The organism is Acinetobacter sp., from assembly GCF_036666595.1.
Lineage (GTDB): Bacteria > Pseudomonadota > Gammaproteobacteria > Pseudomonadales > Moraxellaceae > Acinetobacter.
The window spans coordinates 1-19,069 of record NZ_JAVWVO010000015.1 but is presented as its reverse complement, the minus strand read 5'-3'; the positions used below and the strand labels follow the sequence as shown (position 1 = coordinate 19,069).

At 42.0% G+C, this 19,069-nt stretch carries 15 protein-coding genes and 1 pseudogene; 13 read left to right on the top strand and 3 right to left on the bottom strand.

The window, feature by feature from the left end; translation table 11 throughout:
• Positions 1 to 40 precede the first annotated feature (40 nt).
• The gene (locus tag RR876_RS15345; protein ID WP_332478222.1) at positions 41 to 328 is read left to right on the top strand and encodes a hypothetical protein; all 288 of its coding nucleotides are present in this window, start codon (positions 41 to 43) and stop codon (positions 326 to 328) included.
• Positions 329 to 476: 148 nt separating this feature from the next.
• Here the strand turns inward: RR876_RS15345 and RR876_RS15340 are convergent, their stop codons facing one another.
• Positions 477 to 1,967 (bottom strand): SmvA family efflux MFS transporter, encoded by a 1,491-nt coding sequence (locus RR876_RS15340; protein ID WP_332478223.1) that lies wholly within the window; start codon positions 1,965 to 1,967, stop codon positions 477 to 479.
• A gap of 115 nt (positions 1,968 to 2,082) precedes the next feature.
• Here RR876_RS15340 and RR876_RS15335 point away from each other — a divergent pair, with 115 nt between their 5' ends.
• The 8 genes from RR876_RS15335 (at position 2,083) to RR876_RS15300 (ending at position 9,710) form a co-directional block, all read left to right on the top strand.
• Positions 2,083 to 2,670: a TetR family transcriptional regulator gene (locus tag RR876_RS15335; protein WP_332478224.1), complete on the top strand. Its 588-nt coding sequence runs from the start codon at positions 2,083 to 2,085 to the stop codon at positions 2,668 to 2,670.
• A gap of 529 nt (positions 2,671 to 3,199) precedes the next feature.
• The gene (locus tag RR876_RS15330) at positions 3,200 to 4,186 is read left to right on the top strand and encodes a quinone oxidoreductase (protein ID WP_332478225.1); all 987 of its coding nucleotides are present in this window, start codon (positions 3,200 to 3,202) and stop codon (positions 4,184 to 4,186) included.
• Positions 4,187 to 4,210: 24 nt separating this feature from the next.
• The gene (locus RR876_RS15325; protein WP_332478226.1) at positions 4,211 to 5,059 is read left to right on the top strand and encodes a TauD/TfdA family dioxygenase; all 849 of its coding nucleotides are present in this window, start codon (positions 4,211 to 4,213) and stop codon (positions 5,057 to 5,059) included.
• A gap of 60 nt (positions 5,060 to 5,119) precedes the next feature.
• The gene (locus tag RR876_RS15320) at positions 5,120 to 6,223 is read left to right on the top strand and encodes a 3-keto-5-aminohexanoate cleavage protein (RefSeq protein ID WP_332478227.1); all 1,104 of its coding nucleotides are present in this window, start codon (positions 5,120 to 5,122) and stop codon (positions 6,221 to 6,223) included.
• A 149-nt stretch (positions 6,224 to 6,372) separates the two neighbouring features.
• Complete coding sequence (locus RR876_RS15315) at positions 6,373 to 7,713, top strand: MFS transporter (protein ID WP_332478228.1); 1,341 nt, start codon at positions 6,373 to 6,375, stop codon at positions 7,711 to 7,713.
• Positions 7,713 to 8,366, top strand: coding sequence for a DsbA family oxidoreductase (locus RR876_RS15310; RefSeq protein ID WP_332637100.1), 654 nt, complete (start codon positions 7,713 to 7,715; stop codon positions 8,364 to 8,366). Before RR876_RS15315 ends, RR876_RS15310 begins: the two co-directional genes overlap by 1 nt.
• Positions 8,363 to 8,689 carry a Rieske 2Fe-2S domain-containing protein gene (locus tag RR876_RS15305; protein ID WP_332478230.1) on the top strand — a complete coding sequence of 109 codons (327 nt, stop codon included), beginning with the start codon at positions 8,363 to 8,365 and terminating at the stop codon, positions 8,687 to 8,689. Before RR876_RS15310 ends, RR876_RS15305 begins: the two co-directional genes overlap by 4 nt.
• Positions 8,682 to 9,710, top strand: a complete 1,029-nt coding sequence (locus tag RR876_RS15300; RefSeq protein ID WP_332478231.1) for a putative sulfate exporter family transporter — start codon at positions 8,682 to 8,684, stop codon at positions 9,708 to 9,710. Before RR876_RS15305 ends, RR876_RS15300 begins: the two co-directional genes overlap by 8 nt.
• Positions 9,711 to 9,877: 167 nt before the next feature.
• Here the strand turns inward: RR876_RS15300 and RR876_RS15295 are convergent, their stop codons facing one another.
• Both RR876_RS15295 and RR876_RS15290 read right to left on the bottom strand, forming a co-directional pair.
• Positions 9,878 to 10,894: an AraC family transcriptional regulator gene (locus tag RR876_RS15295; RefSeq protein ID WP_004980013.1), complete on the bottom strand. Its 1,017-nt coding sequence runs from the start codon at positions 10,892 to 10,894 to the stop codon at positions 9,878 to 9,880.
• Between the two features lie 322 nt (positions 10,895 to 11,216).
• A pseudogene (locus RR876_RS15290) lies at positions 11,217 to 12,328 on the bottom strand (OmpW family outer membrane protein).
• A 344-nt stretch (positions 12,329 to 12,672) separates the two neighbouring features.
• Between RR876_RS15290 and RR876_RS15285 the strand changes: the two are divergent.
• From RR876_RS15285 to RR876_RS15270, 4 genes are all read left to right on the top strand, one after another.
• Positions 12,673 to 13,260, top strand: a complete 588-nt coding sequence (locus tag RR876_RS15285; protein WP_332478232.1) for an alpha/beta hydrolase — start codon at positions 12,673 to 12,675, stop codon at positions 13,258 to 13,260.
• Between the two features lie 291 nt (positions 13,261 to 13,551).
• On the top strand, positions 13,552 to 15,387 hold the full coding sequence (locus RR876_RS15280; RefSeq protein WP_332478233.1) for a DUF1302 domain-containing protein: 1,836 nt from the start codon (positions 13,552 to 13,554) through the stop codon (positions 15,385 to 15,387).
• A gap of 205 nt (positions 15,388 to 15,592) precedes the next feature.
• Positions 15,593 to 16,618 carry an AraC family transcriptional regulator gene (locus tag RR876_RS15275; RefSeq protein WP_332478234.1) on the top strand — a complete coding sequence of 342 codons (1,026 nt, stop codon included), beginning with the start codon at positions 15,593 to 15,595 and terminating at the stop codon, positions 16,616 to 16,618.
• Positions 16,619 to 17,328: 710 nt separating this feature from the next.
• Positions 17,329 to 18,960, top strand: a complete 1,632-nt coding sequence (locus RR876_RS15270) for a long-chain-fatty-acid--CoA ligase (protein ID WP_332478235.1) — start codon at positions 17,329 to 17,331, stop codon at positions 18,958 to 18,960.
• Positions 18,961 to 19,069 lie beyond the last annotated feature (109 nt).

Below are 19,069 nucleotides of genomic sequence, written 5' to 3'. Positions count from 1 at the left end.
TATAATTGGTGGGCTTGTAATATTAGTATTCTGGAAAATATTGTTAAAAGATATTTACTACAAAATATGTAGGACTATAAGAGGCAAAGAGACAGAGGCTGAAATTGTTTATTACTTAGATTCTCTTATTAAAGTTCAATATCAACCGCTATTTTTTATGCAGTTGCGTCTCAATATCGATGGAAATGAAATTATCACTGATAAATTTAAAGTTATCATGAGAAAAAGTGATACTGCAAAATATGCCGTTGGAAAAAGTGTAAAAATCAACTACGACCCTAAAAATATTGAAAATGTCATAATACTAAATGTAATCGAAGATCTATAAATAACTCATGTCTAAAACTTTAGTGACTATTCATCATTTAAAATTTCAAGTTATCAAGCCGTGCTGATAAGTTAAATGAAGCTTTATGCAAGCTATTGCATAAAGCTCCGCTATTCTTAACTATAAGTGAGTGAATATTATGCAGAAGTTAGGAATCAGTAGATTGAACTTTATCTGGTAAAGCTCGCCAAACAAAGACAGAGAGAATTAAAAACATCACACCTGAAATAGTGAGCACTTTACTATGTGAATGAATAAAAGCTTCTGAAGCTGCTTGTTTAAGCTCTTGCATCAACGTTGGGTCCAAATGTCGAAGCAGTGAGATTGCTTCACCTATTGAAGAGCTTGCTTCAGTAAGCATATTTGCAGGTAGTGTCTCTGGTAAAATAATGGATTGTGCATAGAATAATGAAAGTAACAATCCAAAAATAGCAACTCCCAAACCAGCCCCGAGTTCATAAGCCATACCCTCAATCGCCCCAGCTGCGGTTGCTTTTTCAGGGGAAACGGCAGACATAATGGCTGCTGTAGAAGACAATAATGCAATTTCAACACTGATACCCATCAACACCATCCATATCCAAGCTTGAATATAATGTGTACCAAAATCGGTCATGGCTAAACCAAAGAAACATACAGCACACATCAACATGCCTACAGTCGCTACAGGACGTAAGCCGTAATGATTCATCAGAAAACTCGTGAAAGGCCCACCAATACTGATAGCTATCATAAACGGTAAAATAAAGAGTCCCGCTTCAAGCGGTGTATAGCCATACACAAACTGTAATTCTTGAGAAAGCAATAATTCAAAACCTACCAAGGCAATCATGGCAACCATTGCCATCACGATACTGGTTGAGATGACAGGATTCTTAAATAAGCTAAAGTCAATCATCGGTTGAACTGCACGGAGTTGATGCCGAACGAAGCCTACCAATAAGCATAATCCAACAGCAAAAACCAACACCATCCAAAAACTAAAAGCGTAGATCGATGTTTTAATCGAATAGATCAGCATTAAAATAGCGATCACTAAAATTAGCGCTTGTAACAGGTTCAAAGGCTGTTTGGTCTGTACTGTTTGTTTTGGGACCAGCCATAAAGTCAAAATGAGTACAAGAATAATAATAGGAACATTAATGAGGAATACTGTACCCCATGAAAAGTGCTCCAATATAAAGCCACCTAAAAGCGGACCAAAAGCAGCGCCACCGCCGCCAACGGTTCCCCAAATTCCTAAAGCATAATTTCGCTGTTTTTCATCTAAGAAGGTGTTTCGAACACCAGCCAAAGTTGCTGGTAAAATCATGGCTGCCCCGACACCTAAAAAGGCTCTGGCTGCAATCAACATATAAGCTGAATTTGCAAAGGCCGCTATCAATGAAGCCACACCAAAAATACTTGCGCCAATTAACATCAGGCGCTTAAAGCCAATTCGATCTCCCAATGCACCCATTGGCAAAATTAGCCCAGCCATAATCAGCGAATAAATATCGATGACCCATAACATTTCACTGGCAGACAAAGAGAGGGTTGAACTCAATGTCGGGATCGCAACATGGAGTACTGTTGCATCAATTGAAACAGGTAAATAAATGAGTACGATAATTGCCAAAATCACCCATTTGCGGGACATAAAACACCTAATTAAAGTTGGACACTTGTTCAAGTCTGCTTATTATATCCATACTTGAACAAGTGTCCAACTTTGTTTAATATCTGTTTTGTAAACTCTGTTGAATACTAATGCAATGAACTATTTAAACCGTGAACAGCGTCGTACGATGATTTTAGATGCAGCAAAACGCGTGGCACTACTAGAAGGTCTTAATGGTTTAACTGTGCGTAGGATTGCCGCTGAAGCCCAAGTTTCGACTGGACAAGTGCATCATCATTTTCAATCAAGCTCACACTTAAAAGCCGAAGTATTTATTGAGTTGATGAATCAGCTGGATCAAGTGGAAGATCAAATCACAACCAATAGTTGTCTTGAACGCCTATTTTTATTGCTCGGCATTGAAAATATTGAACAAACACAACCTTATTTACGTTTATGGAATGAGGCTGAGATTTTAATTGATCAGGATCAGGAGATTAAAAAAGCTTATAACGTGACAATGGAACAATGGCATAACTCTTTAGTGACGACCATTGAGCAGGGGATCACTCAGCAAGAGTTTAAAGTTTCTGCAGCAAGTTCTAGTCAAGACATTGCATGGCGGCTGATTGCGTTTGTCTGTGGTTTAGAAGGGATCTATCAACTTGGTTTAAAAGGCTTAGATCAGCATTCCTTTAAGCACCATGTTGAAATGGTACTTAAAATGGAACTGTTTCAATAAAAGAAAATTCCAGCGCGATGTTTCATTGTTTAAGACATTCGGTCTTCGTATACCATGAGCTTTTGTTAAATTAACATTAGTCCAGCACGTGGAAGAATCTGTACCTCGTGCTTTGTCGAGAGAGTCATACTTGCTAAATCATCTAATTCTTATCTCTATTTTTAGTATCGGGCTCTAAGATAGTTTGAAAATAAAAAGTCACGGGACGTTCAGTGGTGACTTGCCGTTGCTCAAATTCGGTAAGCTGCTGGATACTTTAAAGTGCAGCATGAGTTAATAAATTTTTTCTACAAAGCTTTCATTTCAAATGTAACCATATAAGTATTTAAATAAATAATGGTTATAACAAAAGTAATTGATTTTAAATTATTTATGTGTAAAAGGGCTTAAGCTGATTGGATAGTCTAGCTACATAGCGATGTCGTAAAATGCTAAGTGAATGTCGTCTTATGTAAAGTGTTGCTCTATTGAGTGTTGTAGTTTTGATGTGTGATTAATCACTGAATAAAAATATAGCATGGATAGAAAAATGACGTCGAATAAAGCAATACGATTCTATGGGTCGGGTGTTCCTGAAGTAATGCGCTACGAAGATATAGAAGTAGGAAAGCCAGCCGCAGGGCAAGTTCTTCTACGTCATGTGGCAGTAGGGCTAAATTATGCTGACACCTATTTCCGTGACGGTACATACCAAATTCCACTGCCAAATGGCATGGGCGTAGAGGCTTCTGGTGTGATTGAGGCTGTAGGTGAGGGTGTTACCGACTTTCAAGTGGGCGACCGTGTCACTTATACCGGCTTTTTAAATACCTTGGGTGCTTACAGCACATCACGATTAATTGACGCAAATGTCCTGATCAAACTTCCTGAAGGTATCTCATGTGAAACTGCAGCTGCCATGACCATGCGTGGTTTGACATCTGCCTATCTCATGCGTCGCATTTATGATTTTAAAAAAGGTGACACGATTTTATTACATGCTGCGGCAGGTGGTGTGGGCTTAATCGTTTCACAGTGGGCGAAGTTGCTGGGTTTAACCGTGATTGGAACGACGTCGTCTGACGAAAAGGCGGCGATTGCAAAAGCTTATGGTTGTGACTATGTCATTAACTATAGCCATGAAAATGTAGCTGAGCGGGTACGTGAGCTGACCAATGGCGTCGGTGTCAATGTGGTCTTTGACAGTGTGGGCAAAGACACCTTTATGTCGTCATTAGATTCGTTAAAGCGTCGCGGTTTAATGGTGTGCGTGGGTACGGCATCAGGGCCGATTCCAGATTTCAATCCAGTGCTGCTTGCTATGAAAGGCTCGCTTTATATCACCCGCCCTGCGCTAGCCGATTACATTGCTGACCCTGCTGAAAAGCAAGCTTTGGCCAATGAGCTGTTTGATCATGTCGCAAGTGGTCGAATCAAAATTGAAATTAATCAACGTTATGAACTTAAAGATGCCGTACAAGCACATCGTGATTTAGAGGCACGTAAAACAACGGGTTCATCTATTTTCGTTATTTAAGTTTGTTATTAGAAAGGATTTCTTATGCAAATTGAACAATTAAGCTGCAATATTGGCGCAGAGCTCAGCGGCATAAATTTGGCAGATGCGATTCACGATCAAGATTTATTTAGTGAAATTCGCTCGAACCTTCTTAAGCATCGAGTGTTGTTTTTTCGAGATCAAGATTTAACCCGTGCTGAACATGTGGCATTTGCAGAGCGTTTTGGGGAGTTGGAAGACCATCCTGCAGTAGGCAGTCACCCCGATCACCCTGGTTTGGTGCAAATTTATAAAAGCCCAGATAGTCCGATCGATCGTTATGAAAATGCGTGGCATAGCGATGCCAGCTGGCGTGAAATTCCTCCAATGGGTTGCGTATTACGTTGCGTAGAAGCGCCACAGGTCGGTGGAGATACCATGTGGACCAATATGATTTTGGCTTATGAAAACTTACCTGAAGAGATCAAAGCTAAAATTGACGGTTTACGTGCACGTCATAGTATCGAAGCCAGTTTTGGTGCAGCAATGCCGATTGAAAAGCGTTTAGCATTGAAAGCGCAGTTCCCAGATGCCGAACATCCAGTGGTACGTACTCACCCAGAAACAGGTGAAAAAATTCTGTATGTGAATGCATTTACCACTCATTTTACCAACTACCACACCAAAGAGCGCGTTCGTTTTGGGCAAGATGCCAATCCAGGTGCAGCGGATTTACTCCGCTATCTAATTTCACAGGCCTCAATTCCAGAGTACCAAGTTCGCTGGCGTTGGAAGCCAAATAGTATTGCCATTTGGGATAACCGTAGCACACAGCATTATGCTGTGATGGACTATCCTGCATGCCACCGCAAAATGGAACGCGCGGGCATTATTGGCGACCAGACTTACTAAGTTTGAAAACTAGAACATTTAACTAAATTCACAATTTGAATAATATAAAGGGAGATGCACATGCAATTCTTTGACGATTCTTTGCACCCAGAAAACATGGATAAAGTGGTTATTACGGTTGCACCTTATGGCCCAGAGTGGATGCCAGAAGATTTTCCAGAAGACATTCCTGTCACGATGGAAGAGCAAATTCAAAAAGCAGTGGAGTGCTATGAGGCGGGTGCAACTGTACTGCATTTGCATGTACGTGAACTGGATGGCAAAGGCTCAAAGCGTTTGTCTAAGTTCAATGAACTGATTGCAGGGGTGCGTGAAGCTGTGCCTGATATGATTATTCAGGTTGGTGGTTCAATTTCATTTGCGCCTGAAAGTGAAGGTGAAGCTGCGCTTTGGCTTAGTGATGATACCCGTCATATGTTGGCAGAACTGACCCCAAAACCTGATCAGGTGACGGTTGCAGTAAACACCACGCAAATGAATATTATGGAGCTTTTGTACCCAGAGTATTTAAAAGGTACGTCACTTGAGCATCCTGCCATTCAAGAAGCCTATGCAGAAATGACTGTACCCGCAGGACCTGCATGGTTGACCGAACATTTAAAGCGTCTCACTCAAAATGGTATTCAACCACATTTCCAATTAACCGGTATGCATGGTCTTGAAACCTTAGAGCGTATGGTGCGTAAAGGCTTATACATGGGGCCGTTGAACCTGACGTGGATTGGCATTGGTGGTGGTTTTGATGGGCCAAATCCATTTAACTTCTTTAACTTTATCCATCGTGTGCCAGATGGCTGCACCTTAACTTCAGAGTCATTACTGAAAAACGTTCTACCATTTAACACTATGTCTATGGCAATGGGCTTACATGCACGTGTCGGTAATGAAGATACGATTATTGATCACCGTGGTCAGCGTTTTGGTTCAGTACAACAAATTGAACAAACTGTTCGTATTGCCCATGAATTGGGTCGTGAAGTGGCGACTGGCAAAGAAGCGCGTGAGATTTACCGTATTGGTGTGCAGTACAACAGTATTGAAGAAACCTTGCTGGCAAATGGTATGGCACCGAACCGTAAAGTGGGGCAAAAAGGTGTTCCGCAACGTATTCATGAAGTTACATCTGACCAAAACACATATGAAATGAATCGTAAAGTCGGTTAACAAGTCACGATTAAAAAAGTAAATGAACATAAGCCGAGTCAAATGGAATGTTGACTCGGACTGAGTCACCAAGATGATTGTGCTGCGGATCAAGTGCAATTTTTATGAAGAATGAGAATTAGAACGTATAAGAAACACAAGGAGGTCGTATGGGCGCGCATCAATATGCCAGTTCTACAGATGGTTTAGATACATCGATTGACGTACCACGTAAGTATGCGTGGTTGGTTTTTGCTTTAACTTTTGGCTTGCTCATCTCTGACTATATGTCACGCCAAGTGCTGAATGCGGTCTTTCCTTTGATCAAAAGTGAGTGGACGCTGAGCGATAGCCAGCTGGGTTTACTCAGTGGCATTGTGGCTTTAATGGTGGGCTTATTGACGTTGCCTTTATCCATTTTGGCAGACCGATTTGGCAAGGTGAAAAGCTTAACACTTATGGCCGTGCTATGGAGTTTAGCCACTTTAGGCTGCGCCGTTGCGGAAAACTATGAACAAATGTTTATGGCACGTTTTATGGTCGGCGTGGGTGAAGCAGCGTATGGCAGTGTCGGTATTGCAGTGGTGGTTGCAGTTTTCCCTCGCGATATGCGTGCCACTTTAGCCAGTGCTTTTATGGCGGGTGGCGTGTTCGGTTCATTTCTAGGCATGGCGCTTGGTGGTGTGATGGCCGAGCATTTCGGTTGGCGCTGGGCATTTGCAGGCATGGCTGTATTTGGGCTGATTCTGGCCTTTTTATATCCAGTCATTGTGAAAGAAACAAAAATTGGTAAGACTTGCCGCCAACTTCGTGCAGAACAAAAACAGGATAAATCGACCAATCCATTACGTTCTATTTATTCCAGCCGCTCAGTCATTGCGACTTATATTGGCAGTGGTTTGCAGTTGTTTGTGGGTGGAACGGTGATCGTTTGGTTCCCGAGTTATCTCAACCGTTACTACGGTATGAGTACCGACAAAGCTGGGTTAATTGCAGCACTTATCGTACTCAGTAGTGCGGTTGGCACCATTCTTTGCGGCATGTTGTGTGACCGCTTAGGACGAGATCGTCCTGTTCGCAAAGTCACATTAGCCATCGCATTTTGCTTGATTGGCTGTGTGTTGTTATCCATTGCATTTGCAATGCCCGCGGGTAATTCACAGTTACTGATGATCTGTCTTGGGATGTTTATTGCACTTGGCACCAATGGCCCATCAAGCGCCATGGTCGCAAACCTCACACATAACTCTGTACATAGTACCGCTTTTGCGACATTAACCTTAGCCAATAATTTCCTCGGTCTAGCTTTGGGGCCTTTAGTGGTCGGCAAAGTTTCAGATCTGATTGGACTACATAATGCGTTTCAACTGATGCCGCTGATGAGCATTGCAGCTGCGGCGGTATTTTTCTACGCAAAACAACATTATGTCCGCGATGTTGCCCGTTTTAATGCGCAGGCAATACCGATGAATATTCAACACAACCCAGCATTAGATACGGATGATAAGTGATGACTCGTGAAATCAATATTGAAGTTTTTTTTGATTTTATTTGCCCGTGGTGCATGATCGGGAAACGTCAGTTACAGGTCGCAATAGAAAAATTACGATATAGCCATCCCGACGTCATTGTGAAACTTCAGTGGAGGGGCGTGCAGCTTTTGCCGCATATTCCTGTAGATGGCATTCCTTTTAATGCGTTTTATTTACAAAGACTGGGCAGTATGACTGCTGTTCGCATGCGCCAAGCGCAAGTTCGTCAGGCGGCCAAAGCAGTTTCAATTGATCTCGACTTTGACCGTATTCCACGTATGCCAAATACAGCCAAAGCACATAGTTTTTATGCAAACGCAAACAAAATATGTGATGCAGCCCAGAGTGATCGACTCCTCGAAGGGCTGTATTCAGCCTATTTTCACCATTCAGAAAATATTAGTGATACTGAGGTATTACGTAAAATTGCCATTTATTGTGGTTTTTTTGAAGAGCTAATTGATGAGCTTTTAGCGAAACCACATATGCCATTTTTTAATGGTGATACGGGAGGGAAAGGCGTGCCGTATTTTGTTTTTGATCGTAGCTTTGCTATGGTCGGTGCCCGTCCTGCGGATGAACTTTATAAAGCCATGCTTGATGCTCTGGTCGAACGGAGAGAAATAGCATGACTACACATTTTGAAGTCCCTCAAGCCAAAGTTCCTGCTGTAGGGGAACGCTGCTTCTTGCAAGTTGGCGCTAAAACATTGGCTTTGTTTAACGTTGCACATCAATTATATGCCATTGATGACAGTTGCCCACACCAAGGTGCGTCCTTATGCGGCGGCAAGTTAGAAGGAAAGGTCATCCAATGTTGTGCACACGGGCTGCGTTTTGACTTGGCCAGTGGCTACTTACTCAACTCCACGAAACTCCGTGTTGCATCTTATCCTGTACAAAAGGTTGGAGAACAGGTGTTGATCGTGCTAGATAGCGGAGAACAACATGAATAGTTCTAGCCAATTTAGCCTCAGCTATGCAGATAATATTCGTCAAAAAGTTCAAGCCTTGGCACCTGGTTTTAGTATTAGCTTAGTGGCAGCGGCAGCAGCAAGTTTTTTATCGGAACACTATGGTGCTCCTGTCATGCTGTTTGCCTTATTACTGGGTATGGGGCTGAGCTTTTTGTCAGTTGAAGGCCGTTGTAAAGCAGGCATTGAGTTCACCGCACGAACGGTGATGCGTATCGGCATTGCGCTGCTCGGAATGCGGATTACTTTAGCGCAAATCACCGCATTGGGTTGGCAGCCTATTGCACTCGTGATTACCTTAATTATTGTCACGATTTCAGTTTCAATTGTCGTTGCCAAGTTAATAGGCTTTCAAAAACTATTTGGTATGCTGACAGGTGGTGCAACGGCCATCTGTGGGGCTTCAGCTGCGTTGGCTTTATCTGTTGCTTTACCGAATCATCCACAAAAAGAAAAGGCGACATTATTTACGGTGATTGGCGTTTCTGCATTGTCGACCATTGCCATGATTGTGTATCCGATGATTGCAGAATGGTTGGCCTTGTCACCGACTGAAGCAGGAGTATTCTTGGGCGCAACCATTCATGATGTTGCTCAGGTGGTCGGCGCTGGCTATAGCATGTCGACTGAAACTGGCGATACCGCAACGGTGGTAAAACTCATGCGTGTAGCGATGTTATTGCCTGTGATTATTTGTGCAGCCATGATTACACGCATGCAAGGCGTAGAGTCTACAGGGCCACGTCCGCCACTTTTACCATGGTTTGCTGTTGGGTTTTTAATTTTGGCTTGTGTAAACAGTACTGGCTGGGTGCCTATGGTGGTTCAAGGTGGTATGAATGAGCTGTCGCGTTGGTGTTTGATTATTTCCATCAGTGCGTTGGGCATGAAAACGCAGTTTAAAGAACTTGCGACAGTGGGTATCAAACCGATCTTATTGATGGTGGGAGAGAGTATTTTCCTTGTGGTCTTGGTACTTTTACTGATGCATTGGATGTTCTAATGACGTTATAACATTGAGCTACTCAGTACGTTATTTGCCAGTCAGTGATTGCAGCGCACTGACTGGCAAAATGCTATGTATTACACGGACTTTTAAATGATTAAAGCTGATTCATTCAAATAGGATGAATCAGCTTTAATGTGAAGTAGATCTATTTCATGCATTTATTAATGAGTAGCGCCCTTATGGTCATTTCTCCAAGCTAGGGGTGAAACGCCAAACTGACCAATAAACCAACGGGTGAAAGAGCTTGGCATAGAATAGCCCAAGATGTCTGAGACTTGTCCAAGGGAGTAGTTCATATTTTGCAGATAGCGGAAAACTAAAGCCCGACGCACATCGTTGGTTAAAATACTAAAACTGGTTTGAGACGCTTCCAATCTGCGCTGTAAGGTCCGGACATTGATCCCATGTAGATTTGCCACTTGATCTATCGTGGCACGTCCCATAGGTAAAAGAAGATAAATACTTTTTCGAATATCGAAAATGATGGAGGATTCATTTTCATTTTGCAGCAGATCAATATCAAGATAGCGCTTCGCATGATCTGCCATGGCTGTATTGGCTTGCGGGTTGGCTTTATCTAGCTCTGCTACAGTACAAACAATACCATTAAATTCGCTACCAAACTCTAAAGCACAACCAAAAACCCGTTGGTGAATAGCCAAATTTTGTGGTGCGCTATGGGTGAAATGTACGCCCAGTGGACGCCACTTTTGCGAAAGCAACATTGCACAAAAACGATGGGTGACACCCAAAGCCAATTCGATGGCTTGGCGGCTGTATTCGGTCGATGCGCCCACAACTTCCAAATGAATAATCACCGTATTGCCAGCTTCTTCAATATACATCTCAAGCGCATTGTTAATGAAGTTTCTATACATAACAATGGTTTGTAGCGCATCACGTAAAGTGTGCTGATAACTTAACAGTAGACTCAATTCACCAAAGTCAGCAATTTGACGCTGTTCCGCCATAAGCAGTCCGAATACTTCGCAGCCGCTTATTTCAGCAGATTGTTCTAACAGCGCAATGGCTTTGTCGACAGGGATACGTTGTTTCGGGTCATTGAGCTGCGCAGGATTAAGCCCTGCATTAGAAAGCAAATAATAAGGATTGAAATTGAATTGTTGGCTAACATTCAAATAATTTTTGAGTACAGCCGTATGGGCAAGTGGAATCACTTTAAGCTCCCTATTTTTACTTCAGTCGTCCTGACTGAACTTATTTTTAAGCAATATCCAGTACTATAAAAGTATCAGTTTCCGCACTTAAGTAGTGCGGTTTTTTGATTAAAATCTGTTTTATTTTATCAAGAAACCATTCAGATTTAAAAATGACTAATTCCTATATCGAATAAGAATTAGCCTGTAAATAAAATGCGATAACTTGAGTCTCAAATGAGGGCATTTTCAGAGATTGATTTGGGTGGGCAAAATGACCTGCCTGAGATGATCAAAATCTGAATGCGATGTTTCATTTGATATGTTCAGTATTTTCTATCATTTAGAAACGATAGCCAACCCCGACATAAGTCACTAATGGGTCGAGATCAATCTTGGTGGTGGACTTAATTAATTGTCGGCCTGTAGACGTGTCGGTGACAGTCACAGTTGCGACGTTATTAAAGTTTGGCATATAGCTAAGTGAACCCGTACTAAACCAACGGTCGGTAAAGTCATAGGTAAAGCCTGCAGTCAGTACAGGTGCAAAGGCATCACTGGTTTTGACTTTCACCTCAGGGGTCGCTGTAGAGCTGCCTTTGCCGCCATGCAGTGCTTCACCAGCGCGGCCATTCAAAATATTATCAATCATGTAGCCCGCTTGGATGAGATCTTCTTCGACACCGCCATTGAGCTTTAATTTATTGAAATGTCCATACACCACACCTGCGCCAACAAATGGACGGAATCGGTCTTTACCTGACGTACCAAAGTGGTACTTTGCTGTGACCGCAGGTGTCCATGCAGTCACTTCAGCAACCGTGCCATGCGCACCAAGGTCTGTAATTAAGGTGTTTTTAATCAGTTCTAAGCCATTTAAATAAGTAGGTGCACCAACTCCTGGTGTATTAGCAACAGATACAGCAACGGCTCTGATTTCTCCCACACCCTTAATATCAACTTTAGGTGGAATACCACCGATCAACTCTAAGGAAACATTATCGTTCACGAAATAGCTCAGGGTTAACCCCAAGGTATCAGTATCTTCAACTTGCATACCTCCGGAGCTGGTGTAATCTGAAATACCGGAGATATTAGATTTCGCACCTTTCAGTAGAGTAGCCGGAACTTTAAAATCTGGATTAGACTGACCTTGCTTCAGGATACTTTTCATCGAAAGTCCTTCAAATCCTCCTTTGTCTACTATTTTTTGAGCATTTGTTTCATAGTTAACAACGTCTGCAGCCCATAATGATCCAACCCCATAACTGCCGCCTTCTTCAACGTTAGTGGTAACATGGGTGGAATTGGCCTTCCCCTGAGGCATGACATGCATCCAACCTGCGCTGACTGCCCAGCGTTTAAAGTTTGTAGAATCCGCATAAGCAAAATTTACTGACAATAGGCATGCAATAGGCATGCAATAGGCACGACTATTTTACAGATTTGACTCATTTTAATTTCCTTTTCATTTGCTATTTTTTTTATGGTTTCAGCGGATCCTTTCTGAAACGCAAGCGTATTATTGAGTCAGTTATTTTTTTAAGCAATCGGCAAAATTTGAATAAAAACATGAAATGTGTTGCATAAATTAAACCACGTAATTTACTAAATTGATTAAAATCAAACGCTTAGATTGTTTATAGAGTGCATTCTAAAATGTTATAGATTTGATGATTTGTCATCAAATGATAAGTCATTGTCGCCCTATGTATATCGAATTGGCGACCATCCCTCTATGTTGGATACAACAATGCGCCGCATTGATTAAAAAGCATCAGGCTTAAATAGGTGTATCCATGGAAAAAATATTTACACAGGCAACGGTCCTCATTATTCCGGGTTTGCGCGATCACGTTGCTGCGCATTGGCAAACATTACTTGAGTCGAAGCTGATAAAAGTTCGCGCCGTTCCGCCAGCAGAAACAGACAAATTGAATTGCGCAAACCGCGTTGCACGTATTGAAGCCGAGCTGAAAAAAATCGAAGGGCCGGTTATTTTGGTGGCGCATAGCGCGGGCGTGTTGATGACTATACATTGGGCTGCTTTGCATGAGCATGATATTCAAGGGGCGTTGCTGGTTACACCACCTGACTTGGCGGAAAGTTGGCCTGAGCATTATCCAAGTCCTGAGATTCTTAAAAACGAAGGCTGGAGTCCATTACTGAATCAAAAACTGCCATTTCCAAGTATCGTCGTGGCGAGTACCAACGATCATTTAGCACAATATCAAGCCGTTGAGGCAATGGCAGAGACATGGGGCAGTCAGTTGATCAACGCGGGTGCTGTAGGGCATTTGAACCCAGCAGCAGGTTTTGGCGATTGGCCTCAGGCTGAACAATTGATCTTGCAGTTGGATGCTTTGTCCATAGAGCAAGTTTCCTAGTCGAGAGGCAGAGTTCACCTTTGAATTTCAATCTCGAAAAATCAATTCATGCAAATGACCTAAAGACCAATTTGCATGACCAAAAGACAAATTTGAACATTTTAAAACAGTTAATTTAAATCCCGAGCCAAAGGATGGCTTTACAGAATAACTAGAGATGTGGAGAGAAGATGTTGAGTTTAAAGAAATGTGCTTTGTGGAAGGTGGCGGTGTAATAGCCAGAAATCATCAGCATTTATATTGAAATAAATCACAGTATTTAAAAATAAATCATATCGATATGGAGATGATATGGTCGGTCAATTTGTGTCTTTAAACAGACAAAATCATCATATTGCATTGATGAAAAAAACGGTTCTTTGTTTAAGCCTTGCTTTGGTCATCTCGGAAGTTTCAGCGGCGAGTTTTGATCTAAATGAGGAGTGGAAGCTTGAAACTAAAACTGTTCTTAGCTTTGGGACAAACTGGAGCACCCAAGAGGCATCTAGTTCACTGGTCTACAAACCCGATGCAAACCATATTGGAAAAGAAGGCCATAGCATTGATATCAATGGTGATGATGGTCGCGTGAACTTTAATGAAGGCGATGTGATTTCACAAGTGGTGAAAGGTTTTACCGAGCTGAACTTAAAAGGAAAACAGCAGGGTGCAGTGGTCAGTGCGAAGTATTGGTATGACCATGCTTATGAAACAGGTGAAGGTGATTTCAAAGCTTTTGATGATTCGGCATGGCCCCGACTGGCCAAATTTAAAGGCATCGACCTGTGGGATGCCTATGTTTGGAAAAACTTTGCTTTAGATAATGGCCAAAGTGCCAATATGAAACTGGGCAAACATACCTTACAGTGGGGCAAATCACAGTTCTTCCAAAATGGACTCAATAGTGTCAGCGCTTTTGATTATGCTGCCATGAACCGTCCCGGTGGTGATGCAAGAGAACGTGTGATTCCAACCGAAATGTTTTCCTTTGAAGCTGGGATCAATGAACATTTAAAATTTGAAGGTTTCTATCAGTTTAAGTTTAGACCGTCTGTGGTCGATGGTTGTGAGACATTCTTTGCCATTTCGGACTTTGTGCCAGAAAACTGTGGGCCGATCGTCATTACTGTGATGCCGGGCGATAAACTTACAGATACGGCTTTAGATGCCAAATCTTATATCCCGCGTAGCGAAAGTCGTTATGCCAAAGACAGCGGACAGTATGGCTTTTCCTTAAAGCAAACGTTGCCCAAGTTAAACAATGCTGAGCTCGGGCTGTATTTTGCAAATTATCATAATCGAACCGCGAATTTTGACGGTACAGCCGTCACTGCGGCAGGGCCAGCAAACTTTAGTACCGCACAGTTTTTCTCGATCTATCCTGAAGACATCAAAATGTATGGACTCAGCTTGGCAGGCAAAGTCGGTACAACCTCAGTGTTTAGTGAGTTAACGCATAAACCCAACCAGCCTTTGCAGTTTAATGGTACGGATATTGTCTATGCACAAGTCTTAGACAAAAATACGCCGCTAACAGAGGCAGGAACATCGGCAGAGTTTGGGCAATATTTACAAGGTTATGCACGTGCGCCCGTGACTCAATTTTCACTCGGTGCTGGTAATAGTCTAGCAAATGTCTTCGGAGCCAATACCTTTACTTGGGCTGCTGAAGTGGCGGTGAATCATATCGGTGACATCGGGAACAACCGTTTTGGTCGTGTCGGTGCTTTTGGGCGTAGCGAGTTGTCATCAGGTGCGTATGATCCAGAAACCAAAGCCAACCAATGTACGCCTTATGGAACGGCGCATCTGTCCAATGATGAAATTGACCGTTTAAATGAGCGCTTTTGTAATACCGAAGGCTTTTTTACAGAATGGTCATACGGATATCGTTTGCGCGGTGCTTTAGTCTATAAAGATTTACTGCCTGCAACTGTGATTACCCCAAGTGTGTTGTTCCGCCATGATGTCGATGGTTTTAGCCAAAACTTTCAGGAAGGTCAAATGAGTGTTGCCGCAGCGGTGTCTGCAACATACCGCCAACGATATACCGCAGAAATGGCTTATACCAGTTTCTTTGGTTCAAATGACTTCAGTACCATCGATGACCGAGATTTTGCCTCGTTCGCATTCAAAGTGAATTTTTAAAAAGAGCTAGGATGTTTGTTTGAAAGTGAATATTTGGCTCATCTGAATCATGGTCTAAACAGACCATGATTTCGTAGCATTGGCACTGGATTGAAATGAAATGCACTTAGAATTTTGACAGCATGTTTGAAGTATTAAATATTCAAAATGAATAGGGATATCAGGCAGTCATGTGCTGAATATATCGACATATATAGAGGGAACGATGCACAGCATTGATTTAAAACGACAACCACAGTCCAATCCTATTGGAATTTTGAACCTGATTGCCAACTATTTAGAAGAAAACAGTTTCGATGCGCGTACTGTATTTGAGCATTTTGGGATTCAGCGCGAAGACTTAAAAAACAATTTATTGCCGATTTCTCTACAAACACAGGGCAGTATTTTTCAAGCCGTTGAAGCATTAACGGGCTGTGATCATTTGGGTTTAGTGATTGGGAAAAAAGCACAATTTTCAAATATTGGGCCATTACGTTTTTTGGTGCTGAATGCCGCGACCATGCGGGATGCCATGCAGAGCCTCTTTCAGTACGGCAGTATGTGGTACAGAGGGCAAAAATTAGATTTGAAAGAAGATGACGGCTATGCACGTATTTGCATGCATATCGATGGTGACATTCCCGGAAAAGAACAATATCAAACCGCGTATTTGGTTGCGATGGTGTCTATTATTGAGCTGATTTTGGGTAAATCTTGGCGTCCAGCTTTGGTGCGCATTTCTTATTCGAAGCCGAAGTGTGCGCATCTGTACGAAAAAGCATTTGGCTGTCCTGTGTGGTTTAGTCAGTCACAGCACGAAATTTTATTTCCGCAGGAACAACTAGATCAAAAAAGAGCAGGGCATGACCATCAGTTAGATCAATTTTTGCGTCAGCATTTGTCTGAGCTGCAAAGTCACGATCGTGTCGATATGATTGGTCAGATTTGTAAAATTATTGAGGAATTATTGCCGCACCGAAGTTGTAATGTCGAACGTGTGGCTGAATATTTTTCGATTCACCGTTTTACTTTGTACCGTTATTTGAATAAACATCAGACTAGCTTTGAAGCCTTGCTTGAAGCCACACGCAAAAAAATTGCAGCGGAGTTACTTAAAAATAAAAAACTCATGATTATTGAAGTGGCCAATCAAGTGGGATATGACGACCAAGCCAATTTCACCCGCGCATTTAAGCGATGGTATGGTATTACGCCCGGGCGTTGGAGACGGATGAATCTGCATGCTTAAAGCGTGCAGATTAAGCTTCATTCTTATTTCTTAAAATATGCTTTCGGCATTTGATGGGTGCTTAAAATCATTCGATCCATCTATATTTATCCTATTAAAAAATTAATCGTACCACTGTTTTTCCATAATTTTGATAAAGTCATGTACGTCTGTTGCCTTAACTTTTCAATCAAAGCTGAAAGACGCTTGTGTAGGCAGTACCTTAATTTGAAAGGCCAAAAGTAAGAAAAAGCCTTTGTCACCCATACATAACGTCCCTGTTCTGATGAGTAACGTGTTGCATCCTTGCCACACTCGTGTATCCAAAGTTTATTTAAATTAAACTTCAGGACAGTAATAGTAGTCACAACAGTTTTCCGCCTCGTCTTTTCTATATTTTTGCAGTTTTCTTTCTAAAGCCTGACCTTGCTCAGCGTATTTTTTCATTAAAAGCTTAAAAAATCATATGAAATCAGGTGCATGTCCCAAAGATTCGCTTTGAGTTAATTATCATTTTTTATAATATCGAATATTTGTATAAATAATTAATTAAAACAATAAATTAGAAGATTTAAGTTTTTGTGTATAAGTGACCAAATGACTAAATAACGCAACCAAATGACAAAATGAAGATGGAAAAAGACAGTATTTTAAAAAACAAATGACCAAGACCGATCGTATGCGGATCTTAAACAATAAGTCTAAAAAGATTTTTAAAAAGGAATTTTCTGATGATTGGAAATATGATGTTTCAACCTTTGTTGATTAGCAGCCTGATTGAACATGCCGCTCGTTATCATGCGGATACAGCCATTATCTCCAAAAATACTGATGGGTCGATGCTGCATACAGACTGGGGGAAAATTGCGAAAAACTCAAAGCGCTTTGCCAATGTATTGCAGTCATTCGGTTTTGCAGTGAGCGACCGTGTGGCCACTATTGCATGGAATAATCATCGTCACTTAGAAACATGGTATGGCATATCGGGCAGTGGGTTGGTTTGTCACACCATTAACCCACGACTTTTTCCTGAGCAGCTCAGCTATATTATTAACGATGCAAATGATAAGGCTTTGATTTTTGACAAAACCTTCCTAAATCTAGTTCTATCTATTAAACCATCCATTCCGTATGTAGAGCATTTTATCTGCCTCGATGCTTATGATGAAGACATTCAAAAAGCCTTACCTGAAGTGCTGTTTTATGATGAGTTAATCGCACAGCAAAGTGAACATTTTGAGTGGCCAGAATTGGATGAAACTAAAGCCAGTTCACTGTGTTATACCTCGGGTACGACTGGGAATCCTAAAGGGGTTTTATACAGCCATCGTTCAAGTATTTTGCATAGCTATGCCACCTGTTTGCCTGATTCATTTAACTTTTCTGCGCAAGATTGTATTTTGCCTGTTGTTCCTATGTTCCATGTCAATGCATGGGGCACGCCTTATGCAGCGGCTATGGTCGGTTGCAGTATGGTGCTGCCGGGACCGATGTTGGATGGAGCAAGCTTGGTTCAGCTGATTGATCAATACAAAGTGACAACAGCTTTAGGTGTACCAACCATTTGGCAAGGACTGCTTACAGCAGCGAAGCAATCAGGCAGCAAACTCGTCAGCTTAAAACGTAATGTGGTTGGCGGCGCAGCTTGCCCACCGTCAATACTGAAAATGTTTAAAGATGATTTTCAGTGTGAAACCATTCACGCATGGGGCATGACAGAAACCAGTCCTTTGGGCGTGGTGAATCAACTCAAGGCCAAACATTTACAGTTGGATGACTCGGCGCAATCGAGCTTGCGTTTCGCACAAGGCCGCCCACCGTTTGGGGTTAGCATTCGAATTTGTGATGCTGAAAAGAGTCGTACTGAATTGGCTACAGATGGAAAAACCACAGGGCATTTGCAAATTAAAGGGCACTGGATCGTAGAGTCTTATTTCGATCAATTTAGCAATGCACTCACCGCAGATGGTTGGTTTGACACGGGTGACATGGCAACTATTGATTCAGATGGCTATATGGTCATCAGTGACCGTTCTAAAGATCTTATCAAATCAGGCGGAGAGTGGATTTCCTCTGTTGAACTAGAAAATATTGCCATCGCACACCCTGAAATAGACATGGTGGCAGTCATTGCTGCGAGCCATCCCAAATGGGATGAACGACCAATCCTCATCGCGAAAAAGACCGCAGTCAGTCAGGTGTCTGAAGCTGAACTTTTGGATTATTACACGGGTAAAATTGCGAAATGGCAAATTCCTGATCGCGTGGTTTTTGTCGATAGTATTCCCGTTGGAGGTACAGGCAAAGTCCTGAAAAAAGATTTAAGAGCAAGTTATGGCTCAATTTTACTCGCAGTGGAATAAACAACACTTCACATTCATTCATAACATTTCAAGGAAAGGACGATGACAGAACAAAAATCTGCAGGCTTAAGATTTAGACAAGCACTAGAAGTGGAAAAACCATTACAAA

What these genes read in the sequence shown, in the direction of transcription:
- RR876_RS15340 (WP_332478223.1), bottom strand. Translation starts at nt 1,967, where the DNA reads ATGTCCCGCAAATGGGTGATTTTGGCAATTATCGTACTCATTTATTTA.
- RR876_RS15335 (WP_332478224.1), top strand. Translation starts at nt 2,083, where the DNA reads ATGAACTATTTAAACCGTGAACAGCGTCGTACGATGATTTTAGATGCA.
- RR876_RS15330 (WP_332478225.1), top strand. Translation starts at nt 3,200, where the DNA reads ATGACGTCGAATAAAGCAATACGATTCTATGGGTCGGGTGTTCCTGAA.
- RR876_RS15325 (WP_332478226.1), top strand. Translation starts at nt 4,211, where the DNA reads ATGCAAATTGAACAATTAAGCTGCAATATTGGCGCAGAGCTCAGCGGC.
- RR876_RS15320 (WP_332478227.1), top strand. Translation starts at nt 5,120, where the DNA reads ATGCAATTCTTTGACGATTCTTTGCACCCAGAAAACATGGATAAAGTG.
- RR876_RS15315 (WP_332478228.1), top strand. Translation starts at nt 6,373, where the DNA reads ATGGGCGCGCATCAATATGCCAGTTCTACAGATGGTTTAGATACATCG.
- RR876_RS15310 (WP_332637100.1), top strand. Translation starts at nt 7,713, where the DNA reads ATGACTCGTGAAATCAATATTGAAGTTTTTTTTGATTTTATTTGCCCG.
- RR876_RS15305 (WP_332478230.1), top strand. Translation starts at nt 8,363, where the DNA reads ATGACTACACATTTTGAAGTCCCTCAAGCCAAAGTTCCTGCTGTAGGG.
- RR876_RS15300 (WP_332478231.1), top strand. Translation starts at nt 8,682, where the DNA reads ATGAATAGTTCTAGCCAATTTAGCCTCAGCTATGCAGATAATATTCGT.
- RR876_RS15285 (WP_332478232.1), top strand. Translation starts at nt 12,673, where the DNA reads ATGGAAAAAATATTTACACAGGCAACGGTCCTCATTATTCCGGGTTTG.
- RR876_RS15280 (WP_332478233.1), top strand. Translation starts at nt 13,552, where the DNA reads ATGGTCGGTCAATTTGTGTCTTTAAACAGACAAAATCATCATATTGCA.
- RR876_RS15275 (WP_332478234.1), top strand. Translation starts at nt 15,593, where the DNA reads ATGCACAGCATTGATTTAAAACGACAACCACAGTCCAATCCTATTGGA.
- RR876_RS15270 (WP_332478235.1), top strand. Translation starts at nt 17,329, where the DNA reads ATGATTGGAAATATGATGTTTCAACCTTTGTTGATTAGCAGCCTGATT.